Genomic DNA, 26253 nt, shown 5'->3' with positions numbered 1-26253 from the left:
AAAAAGCCACCACGAGTGGCACACTTCCACAAGTGCCACTCATCAAAATTTCAAAAACTGACTTTTGTCTTTCGTAATAATGGCCAGAGAACGGGAATTTCGTACTGTCAACCGCGTATTAGGAGAACAACCACGCCTTGGGCCATTTCCCGCCGACCAAATTGTTCCTTGGAGTGCGATCGCTCTCATCTCCTACATGGTAGTCAAGGGTTTTATGCAAGCTTCCTGGCTTGCAACAGGAATAGTAACCGCTTGGGGATGGGCAACCTGGTGGACAGTATCTTCAAATAAAGCCTTTTTCGGTAAGTTTATCGGTACACCCCGCATCGTTCGCGGATACAAACCCTTCGTATCGCTAGTTAATCCCCCCCAACCAGAACCAAGAAAAAAACGCAAATAATCTTTCTCTCTTAAGAAATATTAACGCTTAGATAGCTATGACTTCGAGTAAAGAAAAGCCAACTAAAAATAAAGAAAAAATTGGCAGAAAATCCCTCAATACCGAACAACTGGGAGTAGTCAAAAACCTCACCCCGTTTGAAGACATCACTCACTTAGCCGGGATTGCAAGCATCTCGCTTGCTGGTCGTAAAGATATCGGTGCGTTAATTCTTAAAAAGAAAGAAGATATTCAAGTTCGCTTCTGTTTTGACATTCAGGGAATTCACCCATCCCTACCCGAAGAACAAATTGTACCTATATTCGAGAACATCGAAGGAGGACTCAAAGAATTACCGGAACGCGAAACCCTGACCATTCACATGGGTTCGTTCACTGATGATACAGCAAGACAGCAAGAACTAAGGAAAATTGAGTCATCATGCAACCTCGAACAGCTAACCCTTCTAATTAGGTCAGAACGCCTGCGGGCAAGAGAACTCACCCAAGCAGGGGTACGCAAGAACAAATTTCTCCGCTTCTGGTGTACTTACACAGTACTTGCAACCGAGGATACTAAAAGTAACGACCCCATCGAAAAAGCTATTAAGCAACTGCAAACCTACTGGCAACAATTTACTGGAGAGATTCATTCAGTTAGACACCAACGTATCGAAACTATCCTCCGCGATAGCTTCACTTCCGGGTTCCAAATGTGGGAGCAAATTATCGCTAACACAATGGGTCTATCAACAAAAGTACTTACAGCAGGTGACATTTGGGAAGTTATTTGGAAACAGTTTAACCACTCACAACCAATCCCTATCCCCAACCCTATTATCCTCAATGACGAGGGACTTAGAGAAGAACAAACCAGCGACTTCCACATTAGACACCTCGTACTGGAAAACGAACAGTCTGTTCCTTTTGTTGATCGCGCTTGGGTAAAACTCCAAGACAAGTATATCGGCGTACTTCAGTTCAGCGAAAAACCGCAAGGCTGGATAGCTGAATACGACCAACTACGATATCTCTGGGAAGTCCTCTCTCGCGAAAAAATCTCCGACACCGAAATTATTTGCCAACTTAGCAAAGCCAACCAATCGCTTGCCAAAACAGCGGTTCAAAGAATAACTAAACAGTCAATTACATCATCCGCTATGTCTGCGGACAAAGGCAGCATCGATGTCAAAGCCAACATGAACATCGAAGAAGCTGTCAAAGCCCAAGAAACCATGCTCAGAGGGTCTATCCCCATCCACACCGCCCTTGTGTTTTGTATCCATAGTCACACACGTCAACAACTAGACGAAGCTTGCAAATATCTTTCCAGTTGCTTTCTTAGGCCTGCGGTAGTAGAACGAGAACTCGAATATGCATGGAAAACTTGGTTTCAAACTACTCCTATTATTTTGGAAAATCTACTTACCAAACCCATCAACCGCAGACTCCCGTACTTCTCATCTGAAGTACCCGGACTCATGCCCCTGGTACGTACCGCCACGGGTGATAAATCCGGGTTTGAGCTAATCGCCGAAGAAGGAGGAACACCAGTCCACCTCGATCTCTATAACCAGCATAAAAACTTAGCTGTTTTTGGTACCACCAGGGCTGGTAAATCCGTACTAGTTGCCGGATTGCTTACACCAGCCCTTGCTCAGGGTATTCCCGTTATTGCCCTTGACTATCCCAAACCCGACGGTAGTTCGACATTTACAGATTACACGCAATTTTTGGGAGAAGAGGGTGCGTATTTTGACATTAGTAAAGAGGCAAACAACCTATTCGAGATTCCCGATTTAAGAGGGTATGAACCTGAAGTAATTAAAGAGCGAATGACCGATTTTAAGGACTTTTTGAAATCAACTTTAATAACAATGGTGCTGGGGACAAATCCCGTAGGGGTTAGTCCCATCATGATATCAAATATTGAAAGTGTAATTACCCTTAGTCTTGAGACTTTCTTCAATGACGACGATATCAAATTGCGGTACAAACTTGCACTTGAATCGGGAGTAGGTACGCAAGCATGGAATGATATCCCAACACTCCAAGACTTTTACAATTTTTGTTCTCCCGGTTATATCAAACTCGATTCAATTACTAATAATTCAACCGAAATATTAGGCGCACTCAACCAAGTTAGACTGCGATTAAAGTTCTGGCTAAATAACCGAGTTGGTCAATCAATCGCCCGTCCATCTAGCTTTAGAACTGATGCAAGGTTACTTGTATTTGCTTTACGTTCGTTATCATCTGAAGCTGATGCAGCAGTACTGGCACTATCAGCATATGCAGCTGCATTGAGAAGAGCATTATCAAGTCCGAAAAGTATTTTCTTCCTGGACGAAGCGCCGATTTTGTTCTCCTTTGAGTCAATCGCCGAGCTAATTGGTCGCCTGTGCGCTAATGGTGCAAAAGCTGGTATTAGAGTAATTTTATCAGCACAAGAACCTGAAAGTATCTACCAAAGTAAGTCTGCTCCCAAGATTTTTGCTAACCTTACAACCCGTCTTATTGGTCGGATTCAAACATCAGCAGTAGATCCATTTGTAGCAAGATTCAAATATCCCAATGAAATCGTCTCTCGTAACAGCACGGAAGCATTTTTTCCCAAACAAAAAAGTATTTACTCGCAGTGGTTGCTCGATGACAACGGTAAACTTACCTTCTGTCGATATTACCCTGCTTATTGCTTACTTGCAGCAGTAGCAAACAACCCCAACGAGCAAGAATTACGTACCTTATATCTCAATAAATATAAAGATAATCCCATGTTGGGAATGGTGAAATTCTCCGAAGCATACGTGCAGATGATTCGGGGAGAAGAACCAACACCAGAAACCAAAGAACTATTAAATTCAGAGAATAAAAAACCAGTACTAACAGTACAAGCTACAGAAGAAAAAACATTAAACGAAAACTCTAAACAAGTGGCTTAAATTAACTGCCACATCCATAACTAGTAAGTAGATTATGAAACAAAAATTCAAGCTCAAATCCAAGCAAGGATTAATTATTGGGTCGATAATCGGGATAATTACCCTGATGGGAACTGCACCTAGTTACGCATTCACAATCGAAGATTTCTTTAATGAAATTTTGGGCGAACTCAATAGCTATTTTGAAGAAACTAAAAACGAACTCACCGCCGCAATAAATGAAAGTTGGGGTGGACTCAAAAATGAGGCTAAAACTGCTACTATTAACTCGACTGGCAGTATGGGTATGCCCGATCCAGTAAACTCAGCCGACAAGCTCAAAGAGCAACTCAAACAAAAGGGTTTCTGGAACGAAAGCAATACCGTTGAGGGTGCAGTATCAGCAGCAAACGAACTAGAGCGCGAAACCACCCGCGCCACAGTTGAAAGTGTCTTGGGAGAGCAAGGGCAAGAACGTACCAAAAAGGAAATTGAAGCAACCCAACAAACTGTAGCCGAGGCAAAAGAACTCGCGGAATCTGCACAAACAATGGATGCTTCACAAAACATCCTCAAGGTAATTGCTGCCCAAAACTCACAAATTGTCTCAATGTTGGGACAATCCCGTACTGACGGACTGCAAGCACGACACGATGCACAGCAAACTAATTTGATGCTCAGTCAAATTGCTGAACAAAATGCTGCTGCAAGACAAAGAGAAAATGTAAATCTTGACGCGCTGTCCAGTCAATTAATGGAAATATCTGGTTACAGCAATCTTAGATCAACAGCTATGGAATAACCTACAAATCATCTCTTAGTTTTTCTAAGAGATGATTCAGATAAATGTTAAGAATACGATGAATCTAATTTTCTTCGGTTTTTTTTATTACAGTCCAGACGACTTTTTTGGACAAGACCTTTTAAAAACAGCCGCCAATGTTAGTGAAACTATTTCAGCAAGCTTTAATGAACTTTGGCAAGAAACTCTTGATGGCAATTTATATATCTCGATGTGTAATGTAGCTACTTTTTTCGCTCTTGCTACACTTATTTTCTTCATGGTAGAACTTGCCAAAAACTGGATTAATCAAGAAGACATGAAAGCTCTATCCAGTTGGATATGGCCCATCATTGTGATCGGATTACTAGCTAGTAATGGTGCATTGCTCAAAAGCGGAACACTTGCAATCCGAGGTTATATCAATACTATCAACAACGATGTACTTAAATTCACAGCAGCTGGCTCAAATCTAGAGGTAGCTTATAACCGAGCTGTTGGAAATATTTTATTAAAAGACCAAGTAGGAAAAGCAATGGAACGCTGCCGTTCTTTGCCAGGTACAACTGAAGACAAAATACAATGCTTTGACCAAGCAGAAAAAGAACTTAGAAAAACTGCACCCAATCTTTTTAAAGGAGATGCGCCCGGTTCTGGAAGCTGGGAATTTGGGCCTCTAGCAGCTTTAGGTGCAGCTAAAGATGCACTGTCAAGTCTAAATCCTGCTGAGATGGGGTCAAAATTAGCTTCAAGCATTACTGGCTACATTGGTGACCAAATCGTCTCTTTCGTCAGCGTTCTTTTACTCGGATTAAATGTAGCCTATCAGTGGGGAATCGAATTCACAATGCTGCTAACCGCTCTCCTTGCTCCACTAGCAGTAGGTGGTTCGCTACTCCCCTACGGTACTAAACCAATTTTCGCCTGGTTAACTGGCTATTTCTCAGTGGGAATGGCAAAACTCTGCTTTAACATCATGATCGGGCTGTGCGGACAATTAATCGCTACATCTGAATCCAGTCAGCCAATGATTTTTCTCCTATTTGTAGGTGTGTTTTCTCCCATACTTGCATCTGCATTAGCTGCTGGTGGCGGACTCGCAGTTTGGACAGGATTAGGCAAAGCAGCTGAATTTACAGTCGGAGTTGCCACACAAGTTGCCAGTGCTGCCGCAACGAGTGGTTCTTCAATTGCAGTTAACGTATCTAAATCTATCGCCTCAAAAGGTAAATGATTAATCAATTATGGTTAAATTAAAAGCAAAATCGCAACCACTTCGCCTCCTTAGTTACGGTCAATCAACTTCAACACCAGTTGCGATCGCAACTACAGTAGGTGCAGCAGCAGGCATACTTTCTCTTCTACTACAATTTATAGTTTTTGGAATAAGTTCTGGTACAAACCGTTATGTCAAAGGCATGACAGTTGTTCAACTCCAAGATGGGTCTATTTCACCTGCTAAATTTGTCGGTTCCTACGAACGCGATGACGAAACTATTAAAAGATTTATCTCAGATAGCATGATTAAAATGTTCGGTTGGAACGGGATTATCGAAGCAAGCGAAAATGGTGAAAACATTACCAAACCTGATAGAGGAATAGATATCCAGACAAAAAGAAATAACAGAAAAAAAATTCCAACAAGAGCCTGGGAAGCAGCATTTGCACTATCTGAAAATCAAGATTTTCGGGCAAACTTTATTAAAAAATTAGCAGAAATTGTTCCAAGTGGTGTATTTAACGGTGAAGTTCAAGTCTCACTCGTAACTCGCCATATCTCCAAACCCAGAAAAATTAAAGATGGAAAATGGGAAGTTGATTATATTGGTACGCTCGTAAGCTTTAATAGAAGCGAAAACCAAGGTAAAGGAATTGCCTTCAACAAAACAATTACTGTCGAAGCTATTGATACTCCAAAGTTGCCAGCCAAACCAACCGAACTTGATAAAAAAATTCATTTAGCTAGACGCTCAGGTCTGGAGATTACCCAAATCGTTGATTATAACCTCGGTAAAAAAGAAAAGTATTAGTAATTACTTAATATAAATATGTTGCAGTTACAAGACGACACTCCAAATCATCATAAATTTTCTTCTGTAGATAGTCTTCTACCAATTGATGAAGATAAAAAACCTGTAGAAGATGGAATAGCAAGTACGGAAGATGAGGTAGTTGACGAAGAGGAAATTGAAGCAGAAGACCCTGCATTAGTACAAACCAAACACGATTTTGTCACATCTCCCTGGTCAAGATTGGGTATCATCGGAGGTGCATTTGGAGTAGGTTTTATACTCATGTTTGTCGTCCTTAACGGGATGATAAACGGCGGTGGCAATAATGCTCAAAAACCAGAAGTAATCCCTACTTCCACTCCCACAGTTACCTCATCTGAAAAAGAAGAAGGGGATATTTACGCCAAACTCGCTCTCGCCAAACAGCAAGAAGAACTCGACGCGTTAAATGGTAAAAAAGGCGAGAAGGAAGACGAAGTGGAAGATATTGAGGAGGATAAATCTAAAGAAAAAGCGCGCCCTACTCGACAACAAAAGGTAGTTACAGGGCAAACTACCCCTAATTCCAGAAGGCACGTATATGGGGAACAAGCCTCTGAACCAGTTGGGATAAGACGCACAAAAGTCGCTTCCCAACCAATACCACCTCTGCGTCCTAGCGCCCCTGTGCCAACAATTCCTTCTCCTAACAGTTCCAGCCTTTCCCCCAATCTACTGGCAAAAGTTACCAAACAAACAGCTAATGACAACCAAACCATTGCCAAAGACCCCCTCGCCGAGATCGAACGCCTGCGTAGTCTAGGTTCGGTTGGTCGGGTTGAGTATACGTTAGCCAGCACTACTGTAAGCGAATCCACAAACACAACAGTAGAAGAAGTGAGTGCAACTGAAGAAACAGTAAGTCCAGCACAACAAAATACCAATCGCTCTCGTCGTCGCCGTAGCCGCCGCAGCGAGAATACCGAAACAGTTACCAATACCTCTAATCAAGTTGAAGAACTGCGCCCGCGTTGGCAACCTATAACCACAAACAACAGTACTCCAGAGTATAGCAATACTGATGACAAAGATAACAATCAAGCCGTGCCAGTTATTTATAGCTTCTCGGTAAAAGAGCCACAATTTAGCTTAGAACTTGACAAAGAAAAGACCGTAGAATCCAGTCTTGCTAGTAATAAAGAAAACAACTCCACTCAGCAAATCGAACAAGTTGCAAATAACTACCTGCCAGAAGAAGCGCAGATACTCCAAGAAACACAACCGCAGTATTTAGTTGTCGGTTCGTTTGCAAGTGCAACCCTGGTAACTCCGCTCGTTATACCCCAAACCAGTAATAACAGTCGTTCCCAGGAGCAGACAAATACGCTCAGATTTGTCGCCCAATTGGACGAACCTCTTTATAACAATACTGGTGAGATTGCCATTGGGGCAGGAACGCTCTTAAGTATCACCATGATTTCGGTTGATAGCACATCAGGCGTGCGTGCCGAAGTCACAGCCATCCTTAAGGATGGAACCGAGTATCCAGTATCACCCGGAACGATATCAGTTTTGGGAGAGGCAGGTTCACCCCTAATCGCCAGACCTCACGACGACAAGGGATTTGAAATTGCCAAATATGATGCCACCTTGGGGACAATAGCTGGTCTTGCCAAGGTAGGGGAAATTATCAACCAGCCGGATGAAGAAGTCACAGAAGATTTGCCTTTAGGTGGGACAAGAACCCGCAGCCGCAATAACAACCGCAACCTTGCAGCTGCCTTCCTTGAAGGTGCCTTTAGCAAACTTAGCGAAACAGTTAGCAAGCGGACAGAGCGTGCCACTGATGAAATCAACCGCCGTCCTAATGTCTGGTATGTACCTAAAAATACCAGAGTTACTATTAAAGTCGATAGGTCAATCAAACTGTGAAACTCAGATATATAGACAGCTTTAGTTTAATTACCCCCTGCGCGATCGCCTCTGTACTTACACTAAATCAAGTTGTACTGGCCAATACTATCCGTCAAGTTGCAGCGTCCCAGGTGTCAGGGGAAAATGCCAAATTGCAGACAGTTAAAGTCTGGCCCGGGCATGGGGTATCGATTTCATTTTACCGCACCGGAGAAACTATCAAGAAAATCTGGTTGGATGACCCCTCAAAGTTTGTTTTTGATGTAGATGGATGCTTGGAAGGGTTAGGCAGATGTTCTGGGAAGAGTACAGGGGCTGGATTTATACACATCCGCCAGATCGAGAAAGTCAAAATACCTGGTTTGCCGCCAGCTTCCTACGGCGCACACATGACGGTAATCACCGAAGCTGGAGGAACGCGCAAATCTTATCATTTTCGGATAGTATCAGGCACTGGCGCACCACAGTACAGCCAAATTGAAATTATTGGCGATACAACACCAAACAAACCTGAACAGGTAGAACCAAAAGTTAGTGATCTCGCCCTATCTGACAGCAGGTATATCGCCAAAGGAATGCAAGTTGCACTTTATAAGCAGTGGATTACTGTGGATAGCAAACTTTGGAAGCGGCTGAATCAACTTGTTGAGTTACGTTCCCAAGGAGAGGAACTAGTCATCGCCGCCAGCAATGCCGGAGTATCAATGCAGTTGGTTGAAAAACTCATGTCGCTAGGAGGAAAACGCTTCATAGAAATGCCTCCTCTCAACGTCGATACAAATAATACCCAACTTGGACAACCTACATCGCCGAATCTAGTTGTTGAAAGCAAGAGATAACTATGGAAACCAGAGATTTCGCAACAGACAACCAAATAATTAAAGTAATATATATTACAAACGAAGAAATAAACCAACAGAAAAACACCATCCAAGTAAATGATGAAATAGCCGCAATTGTCCCGGTACAAACAAAAGTAGCCAGCCAACCGAAAAGCTTACCCAGCAAGGGATACCAATGGCGGGAACAAAAAATGAATACATGGCGGTATCTCATGGCTACTGGGATGATAGCAGGACTCGTCCTGCACGGGTTAATCCGGTTTGGAGGTAATTACAATATCGGTAGTCTTCTATTTGGAGAGAAAGCTTTAGCCCAGACAGTTGCATCGAAGTATTCAAATTTGAATCATTCGGTTAATCTTACCAAACAAGCCAAAACCGCCAATAAACAACCTATCGCAGTTAAATACGTCAACGGTGCACCTACTCCTGATTGGAGTAATATCACGTTCAAAAATATGAAGTTTGGGGAAGGGGGTAGTGTTGAATTCCCCAATATCAACAATCCTGGGATGAAGGAAAGCCGCACCTGGAGTGCCGGACAAAGCCTTTCCGAAGTCATGGAATTAGGCGATTTTGAGGCAACTGAGTTCAATATTGAAGATTTCACGCTTGAAGACATCGCCAACATCACAGGTATTAAACTCAAAGACCTCAAACTATCTGACTTTGAGACACTAAAGTGGCAAACACTCGAAGACCTTGCTTTATCTATTCCTAATTTAGAAGATTTGGAAGTGGGAGCAATCCCACCAATTCAAGAACTAGTAACCAAAGTTACAGGCAACGCCGCAGATTACCAAACTGTTGGTGAGGTGTTAGACAACTATCCCGAACTGGGAGAAGCCGAACTCGGTAAGTATGTCAAACTCGATAAGTATAAGCTAACCAGCATCCCTGGCATTGAGGATGCACAGCTAAAAGACTTCACGAACTGGCAAAACACAACAATTGATCAAGTTCCAGGATTAGTTGATGTTCCGTTTGACCAGTTCCCCAGTGTACCAATTCCCGATGTTAGCTTTATCGGCAAGGTAGACTTACCCCTCGGTTCGCTTGAAAGCGGACGCTGGAAATCAATAAGCGGTAGCTATCAAGCTGGGTTTAATGTGCCGTGCGAGAAAAAGTGTGGTCATATCGAAGTTTCGGGGAGTGATATAGTCGTTGGTGCACAGTGGATGTCTGGTAAAGACCAAAAGGTAAAAGGCGGGTTCGGCATTTTGGGGAACCTTAACGGCGGAAAAGAACCTACAGGAAGACATCCCTTCGGCAAATCATTTAAACAAGTCATTTGGGACATTAACGAGGCGGACGGCAGTATTAGCACCGCAATGTTCTTCCGTATCTGCAAGCGTGGATGGATTGATTTAGGCTGCTCGCCTTACTTCATTGGCCCCGTTCCCTTCTTCACCTATCGGGAAATAGATCCAATTATCCTTGGTACTCCCCTCAGCGTGCCCAAAAAAGTAACCCCCTAAGTTTCCTCAATCTCCTCAACACACCAATACGAAATACGAGGAAATATGCAATGAAAAAATCGCATATTTCTTCGATTTCCTTATGCAAAATTAACGCATATTAATTATGAATTACTTATTGGCAACAGCCAAAACTAAAACTGTTAGGGAAGTAAAGGCTGATAAAAAAAGCAGCAATCAAGACTTTAGTATATATACAGATAAGCTAATCTCACCCCAAGGCTTGGTACTTGCAGGGGGAATTGGCTTATTGTTGCTTTTACAGCTTTTTAGTAATGGCAAAAAAGGCAAGCTTGCTACTAGCTATTGGGGTGGAGCAAAGGAAACCGCCCAAGCTAAGAAAAAAGCTCTCAAACAAATCACTTCTCCTAAATACGACAGTGCCAGCTTGTATATTGGAGTACATAGATATAAAGGTCAAAAACCACCAAAGGGGAGTGGGGGAGTCCCTGTTTATGTACCCGATGTCCAACGCGGGACTGCCGTAATTGGTGCACCTGGTAGCGGTAAATCTTTCTCAGCTATTAACCCGATGATTTACTCAGCAATTGACCAAGATTTTGGTATAGTATTATACGACTTTAAGTATGCTAGTCAAGCTAAAATCGCCAGTTATGCCAAATCCAAGGGGTATGACGTACATATCTTTGCACCGGGATTTCCCGAATCAGAGGTATGTAACCCAATCGATTTCTTGCGCGACAGTAGCGATGCTGAAACCGCACGGCAGTTAGCTACAGTTATCAACAAAAACTTCCGCCTGTTAGGAAATGCCTCTGAAGATGCATTCTTTGGCCCCGCCGGCGACCAGTTGACGCAGGCTATTTTAATGCTAACCAAAGAGTTTGGTGAGTACGCAGACATTATGACCGCAGCGGCTATCCTGTCGAGCGAAAAGATGGTCGAACGCCTAATGGCTGCTAGCCTTAACCCGTGGATACGGATAGCTTTTGGTCAATTATTTAGCTCGGCTGGTTCGGAAAAGACCATCGCCGGTATCGCCGGTACCGCTAGTTTAATGTTTACCCGCTTCATGGCGAAAAACACTCTCGGTTGCTTTATTGGTAAGACTACCTTGCCACTGGAGGTAGGCAAGAAGCAGATGATTATATTTGGGTTGGACAGGGAACGTAGAGATGCAGTGGGTCCTTTGATGACCTCTATTATGCATATGACCGTCGCCCGCAGTATCGCCAAAAAGCGGAAAGAAACTGGGCCGCTTGTGGTTTCTGTCGATGAACTGCCGTCAATTTTCTTACCAGACTTATTTAAGTGGCTCAACGAATCACGTTCTGAAGGATTCTGCGGTATCCTCGGTTGGCAAAACATGGGACAGTTAGAAAAAATCTATGGTAAGGAAATCGCCAAAGCTATCCTCGGTGCGTGCGGTACAAAGTTTGTGTTCAACCCAGGTGAAGAAGAATCCGCAAGGATTTTTAGTGCTTACCTTGGTGAAGAAGAAATTAAATATAAGCAGAAATCCCGGTCAATGGTCGGGGGGAAAACTAGTATTTCAATCTCCGACCAAGAGAAAACTCGGAAATTATTTGAGCCTGCTCAGTTTCTCAAGTTACCACCCGGTAAATGCGTATTTATTAACCCTGCTTATGATAATAGAAAAGAGGGTTCTGTACCCATATTAAAAAATATTAAAGTACCAAAATATATCATCAGACTGGAGGAAGAAAACAGCAAAAATTGGGACAAACTTATCAATAAGCTTGCTCGTAAAAGTACTCAAAAACGACCAACTCAAGAAGATTTGGATATTAGGGTAAAAGAGGTAGATAAGCGTTTCCCAATTCCCCAAGCACCCGTACAAGCAGGAAATGCACCATTGCCTGTGGATAGCTATAAGGAATTTTTCTCATGATAGATACAAAACTTATCAGTATTTCTCGATAGATTACCAAAACCACCATGTTCGACACCCAGCAACAAAAAATAACAGATAACTATCTTCAAATAACCAGTACCACCAGCCAAGCAGCTTTGGATTTAGCCAAAATCCTGATTGAGACTTATAAAAAGATTAGGGAAATACTTAAAGAAAGAGAAGAAGCAGATAAAATCGCAATCACAATTGGTAAGGATACTTACAATCTGATCCCCGATGAATCTACCCCTGGAGCTTACAAATGGCAAAAAATAGACTTATGCGACCCTCAAAATCATCAAGTTATTACCCAAGGAGAAGGCGCACAAATAACAGATTTTCAAGCCCAAACTATTGCCATTCGTCTAGTACAAGATGTACCAGATTTAGATGATAATCAACCTGGAGATTACGAAGCAGCTATTAAAATAACTGCCTATACCTCTTCAGGTAATAAAATTATCATTTATGAACAAGATGATGAAGGTAAATGTAGGACTAACTTAATTACAAAAAACCTTTCTCAAGATGAAATTATTGATGTAGCTTACGAACCAATAGTAAAGTTACTACCTGCTTCATCTGATATTGTCAAGAATTACCAAGATACTAAAGAATTTATAGAAGGTCAGGAAAGCGATTTACAATCTGAAACTAATGTAGATAACCAACCTTCAAATCTCGAAAATTCTGAGTCCACTGTATCAACTATACCCCCAGAAACAGTAGAAAATCAGCCAGGTAAAGTAGAAGAAAACCTCAAAGAATTTGTCAGCAGTAATCTTCAGGAAAAAGTAGAAAATAAAGAAAACTATACTTCAGAAGAAATACCAGTTACCAGTAATAAAAAGCTCGTTGAGGAAGAAGAGAAAAGCGCAATCGCAAAGCGCGCAACCCCCAAAAAGGAAAGTTTGGAGGAAGAAGAACAATATGCTGCCCAGTATACTTACCAACAGGTAGCAAAAACACCAGGGGTAGAACCACAAGCGCAGCAGTGGGCACGCCAGGTAGAAGTACCTGTATACGAGATAAAAAACAAACAAGCAAAAAAAGAACGTTACAAGGGCGAAAACAAAGATATCGCCAAAGCTGCAACCGAGATGTTGAAAAAATACGGCACCATTGAACAGGATGGTTCCCGTATTTATAGAAGTGATGCCTTTGTAATTCGGCAAGAGGGAGGCACCATTAGCATTCATCGTCGCAGTGACGAACTTCAGGGGTGGAAAAATTCACTCTTTGAGTTCAAACCCGGTAAGGGAAACAGGGAACCCAAAATTACCAAACAGAATCAAGAAATGTTAGGGGTCGAACGCCAAGAATTCCTGATAGTAGGCGAACACCTGCAAGATAAAGGAACGCTACCCAACCTCAGTACTTCAGACATCCGAGATGTAGCAAACACCCTCGGCAGTCTCGCTCCCGTTGGCACTATCAAAACCCTGGAAGTGTTCAAACAAAACGAGATGTTGGACACTCTCAACAATACTCTTTTGGCAGTAGGGAAAGATGAACTTACTGTAGGAGAATTTACCATTAAACGCACCCGTGACCCTCAAGGCAAGAAAGCCAGCTTGCAATTGTTTAAAAAAACTGAGGAAAGGGGTACTCAGGAATTAGTCAAATTTGACTTAACTAAAACTGAGGAGGGGATAAAAAAAGAAGTCGCCAAGATAAATATCAGTGACTACGACATCAATCAGGTAAAGTTTATTACCCAAAACGCCAGCAAACTCAATCTTGAACAGATATTCGAGGGCGGACAAACAGCACACGTCCAACAACCCCCTGCCCAACAACCCCAACAAATCCAAAGTGCAGGTGATATTCCTGTTAAAGTACATCCTTACATTGCTCAACAGTGGGCAGAGATGACAAAAAAAGGAGGTCTTGCCTGGGGAGGGGCACTCAATCAGGATAATGAGGAAATCCTGCAAAAGCTTAAAGACAACGATGGTAAGTTGGCGATCGCCGACCAGCGGGAAATGTACCTCAAAATCATGACCCACAAAACAAACGAGGTACAAAGGCTTGGGGAAAGCACTATTGAGTTCACCCCCCTCAAATACATCATGCAGGACTTGCAACAATGGCGGGCTGAAGAAATCAAACAGCAGTTTACCCCCACCCAGGTTGTTAGCTTCCCTCAAAAGCAAACAGTCGCCGCTGCTACACCTCAAGGGAAATCCAAAGAAATAGAATAGAAATGTGACGCATATTATGCAGCCAACCGATATCGAGAGCGCAGCCGCCCTGGCGATATTGTAACTTGCCCCGATAATCTACTCCTTAGAAATATTGACTGGCGACGACAATATAATCTCCAACAGGCACAGATTTTTATCAAGATAGCAGAGGAAAAACTGCCCAGTAGAACACCCCTCGCCGTTATTCACGGACTCTCTCTCCATACAGTTCTATTCAACAATGGGGAAAGCCTGACTAGATGTCCAATGCATCAAGCAGCCAGGTGCAACTGTCGGACTTGTGCGATCGCACGGAATCATCGCATAAACCCTAAGCAGATAAACAACCGCCCAGCAAGCATTATGCGTCTGGCACATAACCTTAACTCGCTACTGGCAACTTATCACTATCTCAGCAAACCAAAAACTCTTTACCTTGTCGCCGGATGTGGGAAACAAACCAATCAAAAAGCAGCGGCGAAGGAAGTTTATTGCTCCCAGCACTTCCAGGCTTGTCGCAAATATGCCCAAACCCAAGGCGAATGGAACATCCTATCACCTCTACATCAAGTTCTTGAGCCAGAAAAAATAATCTCGCCCTATGATTTATCCCCCCACTCCCTATCCCCTAAAGAACGCCAGCAGTGGGCCCAGAAAGTAGCCCGCAGAATCATGCAGAAAGCCAACCCAGATACAGAAATTGTCTTCCTAACTGGCAAACTGTATCGAAAGCAAGTAATTCCTATATTAAAGGCGCATAAATACGTTATTAGGACACCAATGGAAGGTTTGGGTATTGGACAGCAAATTAGGTGGTTAACAGACCAATTATCTGCACCCAAACAACTCGAACTCAAGATATAAAATGATAGTTAGCTGGCTCTTGTATTAATCAAGAATTAGCTAATTCATCAGATTTTTATAGAAACAAATATATTAATAAATATTAGTAAATATGCATAGTCGAACTATTGACATAGGAGAAAAATTTGGTTACTGGCAAGTACTTAAAAACCAAGGGACAGAAATACTATGTCAGTGTACAGCTTGCGGTACGGAAAGAGGAGTATTCAAGTACAATCTTCTTAATGGTAAAACAAAAAGCTGCGGCTGTATTAAGAAAGGAAATCTTATAGAAGTAGGAACAACCTTCGGCGAACTAACAGTAATTGACAACACAGAAATACAACAACCAGGTAGATTTGTAAAAGTTTTAGTACGCTGTAGCTGTGGAACAGAGAAATATGTCTACAAACACAGTCTAATTGCTGGTAATACTAATAGCTGCGGATGTAGAAGAAAAAAAGCAATCAAAATCACATCAAAAAATTCAAGAGAATACCACTCATGGAATTATATAAAACAGGTTTGTTATAACAAAAACCACCCCTTTTATAAAAAACATGGTGGTTGTGGAATAGAGGTACATCCAGATTGGAAAGATGATTTTAACCAATTCTTAGTAGATATGGGAACTGCTCCCAAAAATACAATCATCGCCCGTATAGATGCTACCGGAAATTATGCACCTGGGAATTGTTTTTGGAGCAACCGTAAAAAATGTTGGCAAGAACTTGAACGAGCAGAAATAAACGAGTTTATTAAAAGCTATTATACTAGCATCGGTCAGGGTAAAAAAGCAAAGATATCTGAATCAACGATTCAGCTAATACTACAAGAACACATGAACGGAGAAGCTAATATAAATAGTATTGCTCGCAAATTCCAAATCTCTCCAGATGATGTCATAAGTATCATCTTTGGATTTACTATGTAGCAAATATTACTTTAATTTACATACAATAAGATAAAGTTAAAAGCACACTGAGGAGAGATGTCAGCCAAAGACCTATTTCATGCTGCTGTCAAACAAGCACTACTGAAGGAAGAGTGGATAATTACAGCCGATCCGCTCATAATAAAAATTGAAGGTGTGAAGTTCGAGATTGATTTAGCAGCAGAAAAGATATTAGGAGCTGAGAAAGCAGGGCGAAAAATAGCAGTTGAAGTAAAAAGTTTTCTAAATAGTTCGGCGATTACTGACTTTCACGTAGCTTTGGGACAATTTCTCAACTATCGGCTTGCCCTACAAATGAAAGAACCAGACCGGACGCTTTATCTGGCAGTACCTTTTGATACTTTTAAAACGTTCTTCCAAGAACTGTTTGTTCAAGAAGCGGTCAAGTTTTATCAACTAAAGCTCGTTGTCTACGACCCAATTAAAGAGGAGGTTATCGAATGGAGAGAATAGAATACTACCGCCAATGCATCCGTAACTTGCTAACTGAACAGGCATCTGCGGAAAATAGTAACCCAGATGTTGAGTGTCAGCTGGTTTTTGATACAGAACATGACCATTATCAATTGCTGGATGTTGGTTGGGAAGGACTCAAGCGAGTATATAACTGTTTTATCCATTTGGATATTAAAGATGGCAAGATTTGGATTCAGCGCAATACGACTGAGCTAGATATTGCTCAAGCATTAGTAGAGATGGGGGTATCAAAGGAAGATATTATCTTGGGATTGCACCCGCCCTACAAGCGTCCATATACAGGGTATGGTGTGGCATAGGGGAGAATATCGCTGTTTACAAGTAACAATAATTGCTAGAAAAAAACTGCATAAAACTTAAAGCTCAAAATCAGAATCCCTGGATGGAAATGCTTGATATTGCTGTTGACGCGCAGCAGCTATTTGGGCTGATGTATTATATTCAGTAGCCTTAGTCCCAAGTTTTAGCTCTTGAGCTAAAGTTAAACCATCTCCATCTACATCACTTTCTAGTATTTGTGACACCACACTCGCTGGAGCAAGCTGTGCCAATCGAGTCAAAGCGCTTGCTATAAATTCGTTCGACGCATCACAACGGTCTAAGAACTTAATAAAGTTAATGGCATCTTGCTCCGTCATCTTGCCAGGGTTCTCAATACCCCCTTCAGCAAAAAAATCGTCGTATACAGTAATCTCGTTATCATTAAATTTCTCTTCCTTTGCCCACTCAATTAACAGTTCAACCTGAGATTTACGTTCAGCATAATTCATAAGTAAATATCTATATACATAATCTAAATTAACCTATTTATTCCAATTGTCAAGGTAATCTTGTCTTTAATCAAAGTTCACTCAGTAATATCAAAATTTCATAAAGTCAAAACCCATTGGCTTTTGAAATCCAAGGTATTAAAATCAAATTATTCTGATTATTTATATAATAAATTCTATTTCTATCGAGTATCTAACAAACAATGATCCCTAGTCCTATGAGATCAGTTTTTTGACAATTCACTTTAGTCATATAATTAGTGATGTTGTCTACTGCGGCGTAGGCAGTCCCATTAAAATTGTTTGAGTATATCCAGGCGATTAAATTAATATAATCAAATCTGTATAAAAACCACTACAACCACTGACGCCTACTTATTAAAAACAACAAGTAGGTAGTTTTTTATGAGCAACCGACCAGAGTGGTTACAACCAAGTCGCAGCATCTACTCCAGGCAGCATGGGATAATCCAAGTTAGTGCAATTATCGGCGATAACCTTTATTTCCGAAAAGGCGTAATTAGCCAAACTATCTTCAATTGGGAGGAAGAAATAAAGAAAGGAAATCTTTCCCAAATTCAAGATACACCATCCTCAAAAAGTTTCATATATCAAGAAATAGCTACTGACATAGAAGGTAGAAATAAACTTGCCTACTGTGATGTAATACCCGAACAAGCAGCTAACCTAGAACCAATTCCAGATAGTATTCATTCAGCAGTAAATAATGCCATCAATCAACTAGGAATTAATCAATTATACTCCCACCAAATTGAAGCGTGGGAAGCGTACAATCAAGGAAATGATATTATTCTTGAAACACCAACTTCTAGTGGAAAGAGCATATCTTTCCTACTTCCAGTCATTCACGAATGTTTCAAAGGTAACTCCTGTATCATTTTCTTCAACCTCAAAGCCCTAGCATTTGACCAAGAAGAAAAAATCAGGGAATTTGTAAACCTTCTACCAGAGTCAATTCGCCCTGCAATTCTCAATATTAATGGCGATACTCCATCCCAAGAACGCAAAAAACTTTATACACACAAACCCTCGATTATTTGTGTTACTCCCGATGTATGGCATCATGAGCTTAACAACTACCAATTTGATAACTACAATTTCGTTGAAACCTTACGCAAAATATCCATTATAGTAGTGGACGAGCTTCACTTCTATAGTGGAATTTTTGGGGCTAATTTTGCTTTACTTAATCGTCGCACCCAACTAATAATAGAACAAGCAGGAGGCAATTTATCACAACTAAAATACATTTATGCCTCAGCTACTATAAACAATAGTCAAGAGATAGCCCAAAAGATTTCCAATCGGAGGGAAAATCTTACGGTTATTAGTCAAAGTGGGGCAAGAAAAGCTCAAACCACTTTTATCAGTCTCAAGCCCCAAAATAGTGTTCTGTACACAACCGCCCAAATAGCAGCTTTACTTGTTAGTAAAGACGTGGTTGGAATATGCTTTTGCGATAGTCGCGAAACGGTCAAAACCCTAACCCAAACAATTCGCAAAATATTAGTTGAAAATGGACTACCTCACCTCAAAAATACTATCTCTGCATTCTACGCCAATTTGAAAAACAATCAAAGGAGAAAAATCATTGCGGATATAAAATCTGGAGATGTTAAATTTATAGTCTCAACGTCTGCACTTGAGGCGGGTCTTGACCTGGGGTGCATTGATGCCGTACTCATTTGTAAGTATCCCGGCAGCATCCTCTCCTTCCGCCAAAGGGCTGGTCGTGCTGGTAGGAAGGAAGAAGGCTTGATAGTATTTATCCCTTCCAGGCAATCAATCCTAGACTCATACTATTCAAACCACCCCGAACGGTTATTGATTGACCCACCGGAGGTAATCAACTTCAATCCCAATTTTGAAAACCTACTACAAGCACATATCCTAGCCTGCTGCAAAGAATCACGCCCGACAATCAACCAAATTGCCAAGCATTTCGGACAAGTGGGAGTTGCGATCGCAAACCAACTACTTGAAGACAAAAAGCTTGTGTACAGCTTTAATAACAAGCTAGCGTGCGCCCGCCATTTGGGCTACATACACGGTGATATCAAAATTAGGGGAAGCAGAAGCAACAACATCGACTATATCAACACCTCGACTGGAGAAGAATTTGAACAAAGTGCTGTAAATTCTGCGTTGAGGGAGGTACACCCTGATGCAATTTACATAGCACAAGATTTTGATGGCAACCCCGTTTGGTATCGGTCATTAGAACTCAAAATCAAGGAGGGACAAGCCTTTCTTAAACCAACATCCCAAACAAACCTATTTACCCGTCCTCAAGGAGCAATTAGATTTGAAGAAGTCAAAACAACAGGCGAAGAAAAGTTAATTCAACTATCAAAAGGAGTAATAAAACTTACTCCCAAAATATGTAAAATTTCAGAGTCAGTATCAGGATACAAGTTATACAACCGGGAGTTGAGATGGACTTGTCCGAATCGAGATTGTAGAAATCACAATCAATTCCTAGCAAGCAAATTAGAAAACTGTTCCATATGCAATAGTCAACTAACAGAAAGAGACATCATCCAGCTAGTAGAAGAAGTACCGTACAAGGAAGCTTTAACTATTAGCTATTCTACAACTTGTCTGGAAGTTGAAATAGACCTGGAAGCAAAAAATTTATTCAAATCAAAGGTAGACCAAATTAGGTCGGTAATCAAGAACCAGAAATACATCTCCAGGGAGGAAAGAGAGTTATTTGAATACAAGGAAACCGATATTTGCATCCACAGTTTAGCGCATCAACTGATGCTAGCCCTTCCGCTAGTTGAACATGGAGCCAGTAGTAAGGATATCGATTTCATACTACATGAGGAACCAAGGCAACCTAATTTAGTCGGCTACTTCTTCGACACAGTTGAAGGGGGAACTGGAATGTGCGATACGCTATTTCAATACCTGGAAAAAGCTATATCTAAGGCACAGTTTTTAGTAGAAAATTGCCCATGCAAGCACGGATGTTCAAACTGTACTGTTATCTATAGGTGTCCTGATGATAACACGGCAATCTCCAAACAAGTTGGATTATCTATACTTCAATATTTAATCCAACAACAGGTACAAACTCTCTAAAAAAATGGTTTTACTTTCTATTTTATATAGAGAGTAAAATTTTCATGAAACAGTTAAATAACAGTTTATAAAAACTAACATACGATACTGCATTAATAAAACTACGACATAAACTAACGCTAGCTAAAGCAAAGTCTTTTTGTTAGTGTTATGTACGTAGAGTTAGTTCCTGACTGCGAAAAATCACCCCAAAAATTCCAAATTATTCATGCACCAGCATATTTACTAACAGATACAAACTATCAGTTGGGTGATTTCATTCCTGCATCAGATATTCACCTCATAATTAATCAATCAGTCAAATTGGGATATCAAGTTAAAATTTGCCCTCTAATTAAATATCCCCTACCAGCAATTAGTAATGAACTAGCTGATTTAATGACGTATTATCCATCTGATTTAAAAATGCGATTCAACGGCATGATTTTTGAGCAACGGGCATATGTAATGGCAAAAAGCCATGACGAAGTATGCCTAAACAGAGAATCAAAAGCCATTCTCCAAGAAGCAGAGTACTGGCTAATTAATTATGCCCGTGAAGTTATCGCCAAAAAAGAATATTGCATATTGAATATACTTGCTCATATTGATAAAGCAGACTTTAGACAAAAGGCGATAGATACTCTAATGTGCTGGCAACCCGATTGGAAAAAGGCTATCTACCAATTTGCAGGAAAGAGATTTGAAGCAGGCAATAACGAATTTAAAATAATCAGTTATTACTACAATCAAGAAAAAAAGGGGAGAGAAGGAGTAATGGTGCTGTGCACAGTAACAAAAACCATGAATAACTTCCCCGAATTTCCCATATTCCCACTCGATTCTAACTGCACCCTTGGGACTTATCAAGTTGAGAATGCCCTCAACCAACGATTAGCTTAAACCATAGGATTTCGTAGTTCGTAATCACTACTTTCTAATTAAAAATTACGAATTATGTTAACTACTCCTAAAAACTCATGCACACAACTACCGACAGTAAAGAAGTGAAAATCACGTGAAACGATGCACCCCCAGGCGCGTAAAATCATCTCGTCTCTGGAACAATTACCATCAAATTGGCAAATTGTACCTACCTTCGGCAAACGCCCTCTGGGAGGAAAACAATGGCAGCATAAAACTTATTCTCCCAAACAGCTACAAACCGAACTCATTCGTACTAAATGCAAGATTTGGTCAGGGAAAAGGTATACACGTGTCACCGGGGTTGCTATTGTCTGTGGCGATAACCAACCACAAGGACATATCATCGCCATCGACTGCGATGGGCTACACGCCTGGGGTCAAATACTCATCCTTACAGAAAAGCTAGAAGAGGAGGAAATAAAAGAGATTGCACCCCAAAAATTATGCGATCGCGCACTTGCATACTTACCACCAACAGTCGCCTTTACCTCTGGAGGCAAGTACAAATGCCAGTTTCTATACCTAATACCCCAACATAAGTCAATTACTTCTAGCAAAATATCAAATCTGGAGTTTAGGGGTAAAAATCACGTCTCAGTCCTTCCTCCTTCCTATCACCCAGAAGGGAGGTATTACCAGTGGGTTCCCGGTTGCAGTCCCCAAGAAAAACAAGTTGCGATCGCACCCCAATGGGTAATAACCCAAATGTCAAAGCAGAAGGAAAAGGCAACTTGCCTACCACAAGAAAAATATAACCGCAGATATGGGGTAAACAGATACCAATTATACCCAGATATCGAAACTAACATTCAGGCTGCACTCACATTTGTGGAAGTCATTCACCCCCGGTTCGCAGATGACTACATCACTTGGATACAGGTAGGAATGGCGCTTAAATCAGTCAGTCCCACTCTACTAGAAGCATGGGACACCTGGAGTCAACTATCACCCAAATATAAACCGGGAGAATGTGCTTACAAATGGCAGTCGTTTAGGCGAACCGGGATTACCATCCGTACCCTCTCAAAATTTGCCAATCTTTCATGAACAATCAAGACCAAAACCAGGAAAGTATAACTAACCCCAAAGTTAGTTACGGTAGTGATTTAAATTCTAGTAACAATAATAACGCAGAAGATGATGAAATTGATGAGCAAGTTGATGATAACAGCACTCTAAATTCCAAAACATATTTAATAACCATACTCATTCATCCAGATGAGCAACAAGCCATCCTATCAATTGGTATCAGAAACGCACCACCCATCATTGAAACTATCAACTATCAGGAAATAACTTCACAACCAATGCTCAGAGACTACATTCACCAGTTAGAAGAAGCACTACCCAAAATCATTGAAGCTGCTGAAAAAACAAAAGTCACTACCAAAAGTTCTAACCAAAAGAAACAAATACAAAAGCGAGAGTTACCAGCCAATTATCAAGAAGTCGAATCTAACAAAAAACAACTTTCACTGTTCTAATCATCATGAATTATATCGCTATCATCGAAGGTCAACAAGTCCCTATCCCAGAAGAAACAGCAAGCAACGATGAGAAAATCAGACTTGCTATCAGCACATATTTCCCAGAATATGCTAATGCCGAAATCACTCGGACAACTACAGGAGATACAACCGAAATCAGGCTAGTTAAACGCGCTGGAACTAAGGGTAATTGTATCACCGAACTCAAATTAGCACCAGAACAAATTAACCCAGCGTTTGAATTAGCTTGGAAGTTAAAACTTTTAGAAATTAAAAATCAACTACCTCTAGAACTTTTGATTAGTATCCAAGCAGAAATAACCCATACAATCAAAGTAGGAGAAAGCTGGGAGATATATACAGAAAAAGTTTCTAATTTTCTCAAACAACAACCATCTATCCCCAGCATTTACCCAGTACTGTAGTCAAACAATGCCGCTATCTGCGCGTAGCGGCAGTCATCATAATTATGATATCACTAGAACTATTCAAAATACCCATTATCTGCAAAGAAACAATCATCTATCTGGAAAATCTCTCTCAAAAAGCAAACTTACTCAGCTTATACCAAAAATTATTTCCAGAACAGTGGAATGAGTCAATAACTCCTCTCGATAGAAAAGCACATCCTGATTGCATTTATTCAGATAGAGAAATTGAATTTATTCAGCTAGTAGATTCAAACCTATTCCCTGTTGAATTTGTTGATGAAATAGAAGCTTGTGACAAGTATGAATATATTCCCATAGTCCCACAAATAATCGAATGGTGGGAGAATGACTTTGAAGGTCTAGAAACAAGCGAAAAGTTCTTACTGTCGGTTATGGGAAATGGGTATCAGCTTGAATATTGGGAAGAGAAGTTTGGATTTGAGCCTGACTATATAGCAAGAGTAGAGGATATAGATTTTCAAAAGCTTGTGAAAATCTGTAATAAGTTTAAATCACCCCTTCAATATTTAGCAACTAGCCTTAGCATTCTGGACTACTCGACAGGCAACATCTGGTTAGATACAACTTATGAAACTGGAGATTGGTGGGATTGGACTGAAGAAAATATAGTCTTTCTAGCTCAAAAATGGCAAGAAGCTACTATCATGTTAGACCAATTTCAAGAGTTATCCGACTGGATAAAAACATCAGTAGCTAATCGAAATAAAATCATCAGAATCTGGAATAAAGCTGCCAAATGAATGTAGAAGTAAACGCCCAAACTATCCTTGCAAATATTCCACAACAAGAAGTACTAGGACATTTAATCATACTTAAAGGTCAATTTGTTTTAGTAGAGAAAGAAGAGAATAAAACTAGCCATAAGTTTATATCACCTGAAGCTGTAGAAAAAGCATTTACAGCTAAAACCGTTAGTTCTGAATGGTTATCTCCCAATACTTTATGGTGGGGGAAAACACCAAACGGAGAAGGTATTATTCAATTTTACCCGCCTCAAAAATACTCAATCACAATACAACTTTTAGAAGGGAATAAAACCATAACTGTTCCCATGCCAGGATTTATATTTGCTGGAAATTATAGCAGCTACTATCTATGGGTAATTAAGGGAAAAATCTTTAAGCAGGATTGTCAGTTATACAAAGCGCCTTTACCAAATATTTGGAATGACTCGAATAGAATTTGTTTCGGTAAAAATACCCCACCTACTTGCAATCCTGACTCAATAAATAAAGCTTGGCAATTGTTCTGGAACAGCCCTTTTAACCAGGATTTAAGTCAGAACAAGTGTAGATCGCATCCTCACAATGTTTGCAACCTACTAATCAGTTTGCAGGGTGCAAAATCCTTCCCAGTCAAAGAATTAGTAAGTTGCAGCTACCAAAGAATTAAAAGCCCTAACGACATACCCAAGTATCTATTTGAACATGAGTAATCCCTTCATCAGTCACTACTACACATTCGATCCCAACCTTCCCCCATACAGTCAAAAACTTCAGGAATATTGGGTTGCAGCTAATGGAGTCTTTTTGCGATCGCACCGCCCGGAACTAGAAATTTGCCTGCCAATCGCCCGTACTAAGATACCAGGGTTAGCAGAAATACAACCTTATCTCAAGTTAAATGTACCGAGAGTGCCAGCAAGTATGATTGCAGACATCGTTAATACTGCAAGGGTTAATCCCCATCAGGAAATACTTTTCTACCTGGGAGTTGAGAATAATCGCTGGTGGTTACACACTCCGATGCAGGAAGCATCATCGACTCACGTGCGATCGCTACAACAAGACAACCCTCAATATAGGCAAGCACTGGTTGAAGTACATTCACATGGCTGCATGAAAGCAATTCCCAGTAGCCAAGACAACCAAGAGGAATCAGGGAAATTTCGCGTATTTGCAATAGTCGGGACAGTTAATACAATCCCCACAATATACAGCAGGTTAGGGATATATAACCACTTTTTTGAAATTGCTCCCAATTTTATATTTGAACCATGATCCAACTCGACTGTGAAAAAGCTTACCCCGTTGTTCCCCACCCCCACCAGAAAGTAGACTTTATCTTGATAGGTGCTGGCGGTACTGGAGGATATCTTGCTGAAGAAGTGTGCCGCCTCATGCTGCAACTAAACCGAGTAGGCAAGGAAGCCAGTCTTACCATCATCGACGGAGATACAGTCGAACCTAAAAATATCGCCCGGCAAAACTACCAAGCAGCTGAGGTGGGTTTGCCTAAAGCTAGGTGTCTTGCTACCAGGTGTAGCGCCAAGTACGGGTTAGAGGTAAAGGCGATTTTGGATTGGTTTTCACCCAACTATATGAACAAATACAGGTGGAACAGACTGACGGTTATTATAGGCTGTGTGGATAATGCCGCCGCCAGGGCGCAAATTCACTCGTGCTTGGAATATAATAGCCTTCGCGAACAAGCTTCTATATTCTGGCTAGACTGCGGCAATAGTTCACACTCTGGACAAATTCTATTGGGAACCCACCAGGAGTTTTACATTATAAATAGTTGCGACAACCCAAAAACTCCCTCATTCTGGAAACAGCTACCTTCACCAGCGCTGATACATCCCGAATTGCTACTTCCCAAACCAGAAGAACTCAACACCAATAATCTGTCGTGTGCGGAAATTCAAATACTTAACTACCAATCGTTGTTTGTTAACCGCATGACATCAGCGATCGCGTCCCAATACCTCTTAGAGTTAACCCTGACAGGAAAAATCACAAAGTTCGCCAGTTATTTCGATCTAAATACCATGTCCTGTCGCAGCATCCAAACCACAATTACCAACCTTGAAAAATACCAGCAAGTTTAAATAATAATCACCACAAATAGTTAACACATATCTGTCTTGAAAAATCAATCACGACAGA

At 41.0% G+C, this 26253-nt stretch carries 24 protein-coding genes; 23 read left to right on the top strand and 1 reads right to left on the bottom strand.

Translation table 11 applies throughout. From position 1 onward, the window contains the following. Positions 1-79 precede the first annotated feature (79 nt). The 14 genes from QUB80_RS22935 (at position 80) to QUB80_RS22870 (ending at position 16941) form a co-directional block, all read left to right on the top strand. Positions 80-400 (top strand): hypothetical protein, encoded by a 321-nt coding sequence (locus QUB80_RS22935; protein ID WP_289791816.1) that lies wholly within the window; start codon positions 80-82, stop codon positions 398-400. 37 nt (positions 401-437) lie between these two features. Beyond that, complete coding sequence (locus QUB80_RS22930) at positions 438-3320, top strand: putative type IV secretion/conjugal transfer ATPase (protein WP_289791815.1); 2883 nt, start codon at positions 438-440, stop codon at positions 3318-3320. A 34-nt stretch (positions 3321-3354) separates the two neighbouring features. Then, positions 3355-4101, top strand: a complete 747-nt coding sequence (locus tag QUB80_RS22925; RefSeq protein ID WP_289791814.1) for a hypothetical protein — start codon at positions 3355-3357, stop codon at positions 4099-4101. A gap of 58 nt (positions 4102-4159) precedes the next feature. Beyond that, complete coding sequence (locus QUB80_RS22920) at positions 4160-5314, top strand: hypothetical protein (protein ID WP_289791813.1); 1155 nt, start codon at positions 4160-4162, stop codon at positions 5312-5314. 10 nt (positions 5315-5324) lie between these two features. Continuing rightward, entirely contained in the window at positions 5325-6110 is a 786-nt protein-coding gene (locus tag QUB80_RS22915) for a hypothetical protein (protein WP_289791812.1), read from the top strand. An 18-nt stretch (positions 6111-6128) separates the two neighbouring features. After that, positions 6129-8003 carry a TrbI/VirB10 family protein gene (locus tag QUB80_RS22910; protein ID WP_289791811.1) on the top strand — a complete coding sequence of 625 codons (1875 nt, stop codon included), beginning with the start codon at positions 6129-6131 and terminating at the stop codon, positions 8001-8003. Then, positions 8000-8824: a hypothetical protein gene (locus QUB80_RS22905; protein ID WP_289791810.1), complete on the top strand. Its 825-nt coding sequence runs from the start codon at positions 8000-8002 to the stop codon at positions 8822-8824. Before QUB80_RS22910 ends, QUB80_RS22905 begins: the two co-directional genes overlap by 4 nt. A 2-nt stretch (positions 8825-8826) precedes the next feature. After that, positions 8827-10305: a hypothetical protein gene (locus QUB80_RS22900; protein WP_289791809.1), complete on the top strand. Its 1479-nt coding sequence runs from the start codon at positions 8827-8829 to the stop codon at positions 10303-10305. A gap of 103 nt (positions 10306-10408) precedes the next feature. Further along, positions 10409-12178: a type IV secretory system conjugative DNA transfer family protein gene (locus QUB80_RS22895; protein ID WP_289791919.1), complete on the top strand. Its 1770-nt coding sequence runs from the start codon at positions 10409-10411 to the stop codon at positions 12176-12178. A gap of 47 nt (positions 12179-12225) precedes the next feature. After that, positions 12226-14385 carry a hypothetical protein gene (locus QUB80_RS22890; protein ID WP_289791808.1) on the top strand — a complete coding sequence of 720 codons (2160 nt, stop codon included), beginning with the start codon at positions 12226-12228 and terminating at the stop codon, positions 14383-14385. 249 nt (positions 14386-14634) lie between these two features. Next, positions 14635-15231: a DUF6884 domain-containing protein gene (locus tag QUB80_RS22885; RefSeq protein ID WP_289791807.1), complete on the top strand. Its 597-nt coding sequence runs from the start codon at positions 14635-14637 to the stop codon at positions 15229-15231. Positions 15232-15322: 91 nt separating this feature from the next. Continuing rightward, entirely contained in the window at positions 15323-16144 is an 822-nt protein-coding gene (locus QUB80_RS22880) for a hypothetical protein (protein WP_276752509.1), read from the top strand. Between the two features lie 57 nt (positions 16145-16201). Continuing rightward, the gene (locus QUB80_RS22875) at positions 16202-16618 is read left to right on the top strand and encodes a XisH family protein (RefSeq protein ID WP_276752506.1); all 417 of its coding nucleotides are present in this window, start codon (positions 16202-16204) and stop codon (positions 16616-16618) included. After that, positions 16606-16941, top strand: a complete 336-nt coding sequence (locus QUB80_RS22870) for a XisI protein (protein WP_276752505.1) — start codon at positions 16606-16608, stop codon at positions 16939-16941. Before QUB80_RS22875 ends, QUB80_RS22870 begins: the two co-directional genes overlap by 13 nt. Before the next feature lie 57 nt (positions 16942-16998). Here the strand turns inward: QUB80_RS22870 and QUB80_RS22865 are convergent, their stop codons facing one another. Then, a complete protein-coding gene (locus QUB80_RS22865) occupies positions 16999-17412 on the bottom strand; it encodes a hypothetical protein (RefSeq protein WP_289791806.1) in 414 nt (137 codons plus the stop codon). 405 nt (positions 17413-17817) lie between these two features. On the opposite strand from QUB80_RS22865, the gene QUB80_RS22860 reads away from it, so the two are divergent. The 9 genes from QUB80_RS22860 to QUB80_RS22820 all read left to right on the top strand — a co-directional run bounded on the left by QUB80_RS22860 (position 17818) and on the right by QUB80_RS22820 (position 26195). Next, positions 17818-20520 carry a DEAD/DEAH box helicase gene (locus QUB80_RS22860; protein ID WP_289791805.1) on the top strand — a complete coding sequence of 901 codons (2703 nt, stop codon included), beginning with the start codon at positions 17818-17820 and terminating at the stop codon, positions 20518-20520. A 150-nt stretch (positions 20521-20670) separates the two neighbouring features. Continuing rightward, positions 20671-21402, top strand: a complete 732-nt coding sequence (locus QUB80_RS22855) for a hypothetical protein (protein ID WP_289791804.1) — start codon at positions 20671-20673, stop codon at positions 21400-21402. 123 nt (positions 21403-21525) lie between these two features. Then, positions 21526-22473 carry a bifunctional DNA primase/polymerase gene (locus QUB80_RS22850; RefSeq protein ID WP_289791803.1) on the top strand — a complete coding sequence of 316 codons (948 nt, stop codon included), beginning with the start codon at positions 21526-21528 and terminating at the stop codon, positions 22471-22473. Then, on the top strand, positions 22470-22910 hold the full coding sequence (locus QUB80_RS22845; protein ID WP_289791802.1) for a hypothetical protein: 441 nt from the start codon (positions 22470-22472) through the stop codon (positions 22908-22910). Before QUB80_RS22850 ends, QUB80_RS22845 begins: the two co-directional genes overlap by 4 nt. 5 nt (positions 22911-22915) lie before the next feature. Then, a complete protein-coding gene (locus QUB80_RS22840; protein WP_289791801.1) occupies positions 22916-23338 on the top strand; it encodes a hypothetical protein in 423 nt (140 codons plus the stop codon). Between the two features lie 44 nt (positions 23339-23382). Next, positions 23383-24105: a hypothetical protein gene (locus tag QUB80_RS22835; RefSeq protein ID WP_289791800.1), complete on the top strand. Its 723-nt coding sequence runs from the start codon at positions 23383-23385 to the stop codon at positions 24103-24105. Then, entirely contained in the window at positions 24102-24800 is a 699-nt protein-coding gene (locus QUB80_RS22830; RefSeq protein WP_289791799.1) for a hypothetical protein, read from the top strand. The genes QUB80_RS22835 and QUB80_RS22830 overlap by 4 nt, the downstream gene beginning before the upstream one ends. Then, positions 24793-25365: a Mov34/MPN/PAD-1 family protein gene (locus QUB80_RS22825; RefSeq protein ID WP_289791798.1), complete on the top strand. Its 573-nt coding sequence runs from the start codon at positions 24793-24795 to the stop codon at positions 25363-25365. The genes QUB80_RS22830 and QUB80_RS22825 overlap by 8 nt, the downstream gene beginning before the upstream one ends. After that, positions 25362-26195, top strand: a complete 834-nt coding sequence (locus QUB80_RS22820; RefSeq protein WP_289791797.1) for a ThiF family adenylyltransferase — start codon at positions 25362-25364, stop codon at positions 26193-26195. The genes QUB80_RS22825 and QUB80_RS22820 overlap by 4 nt, the downstream gene beginning before the upstream one ends. Positions 26196-26253 lie beyond the last annotated feature (58 nt).

Origin of the sequence: Chlorogloeopsis sp. ULAP01 (genome assembly GCF_030381805.1) — a bacterium.
GTDB lineage: Bacteria > Cyanobacteriota > Cyanobacteriia > Cyanobacteriales > Nostocaceae > Chlorogloeopsis.
Note: the sequence above shows the minus strand (reverse complement) of the source record. Positions and strands in the feature narration are given on the sequence as shown.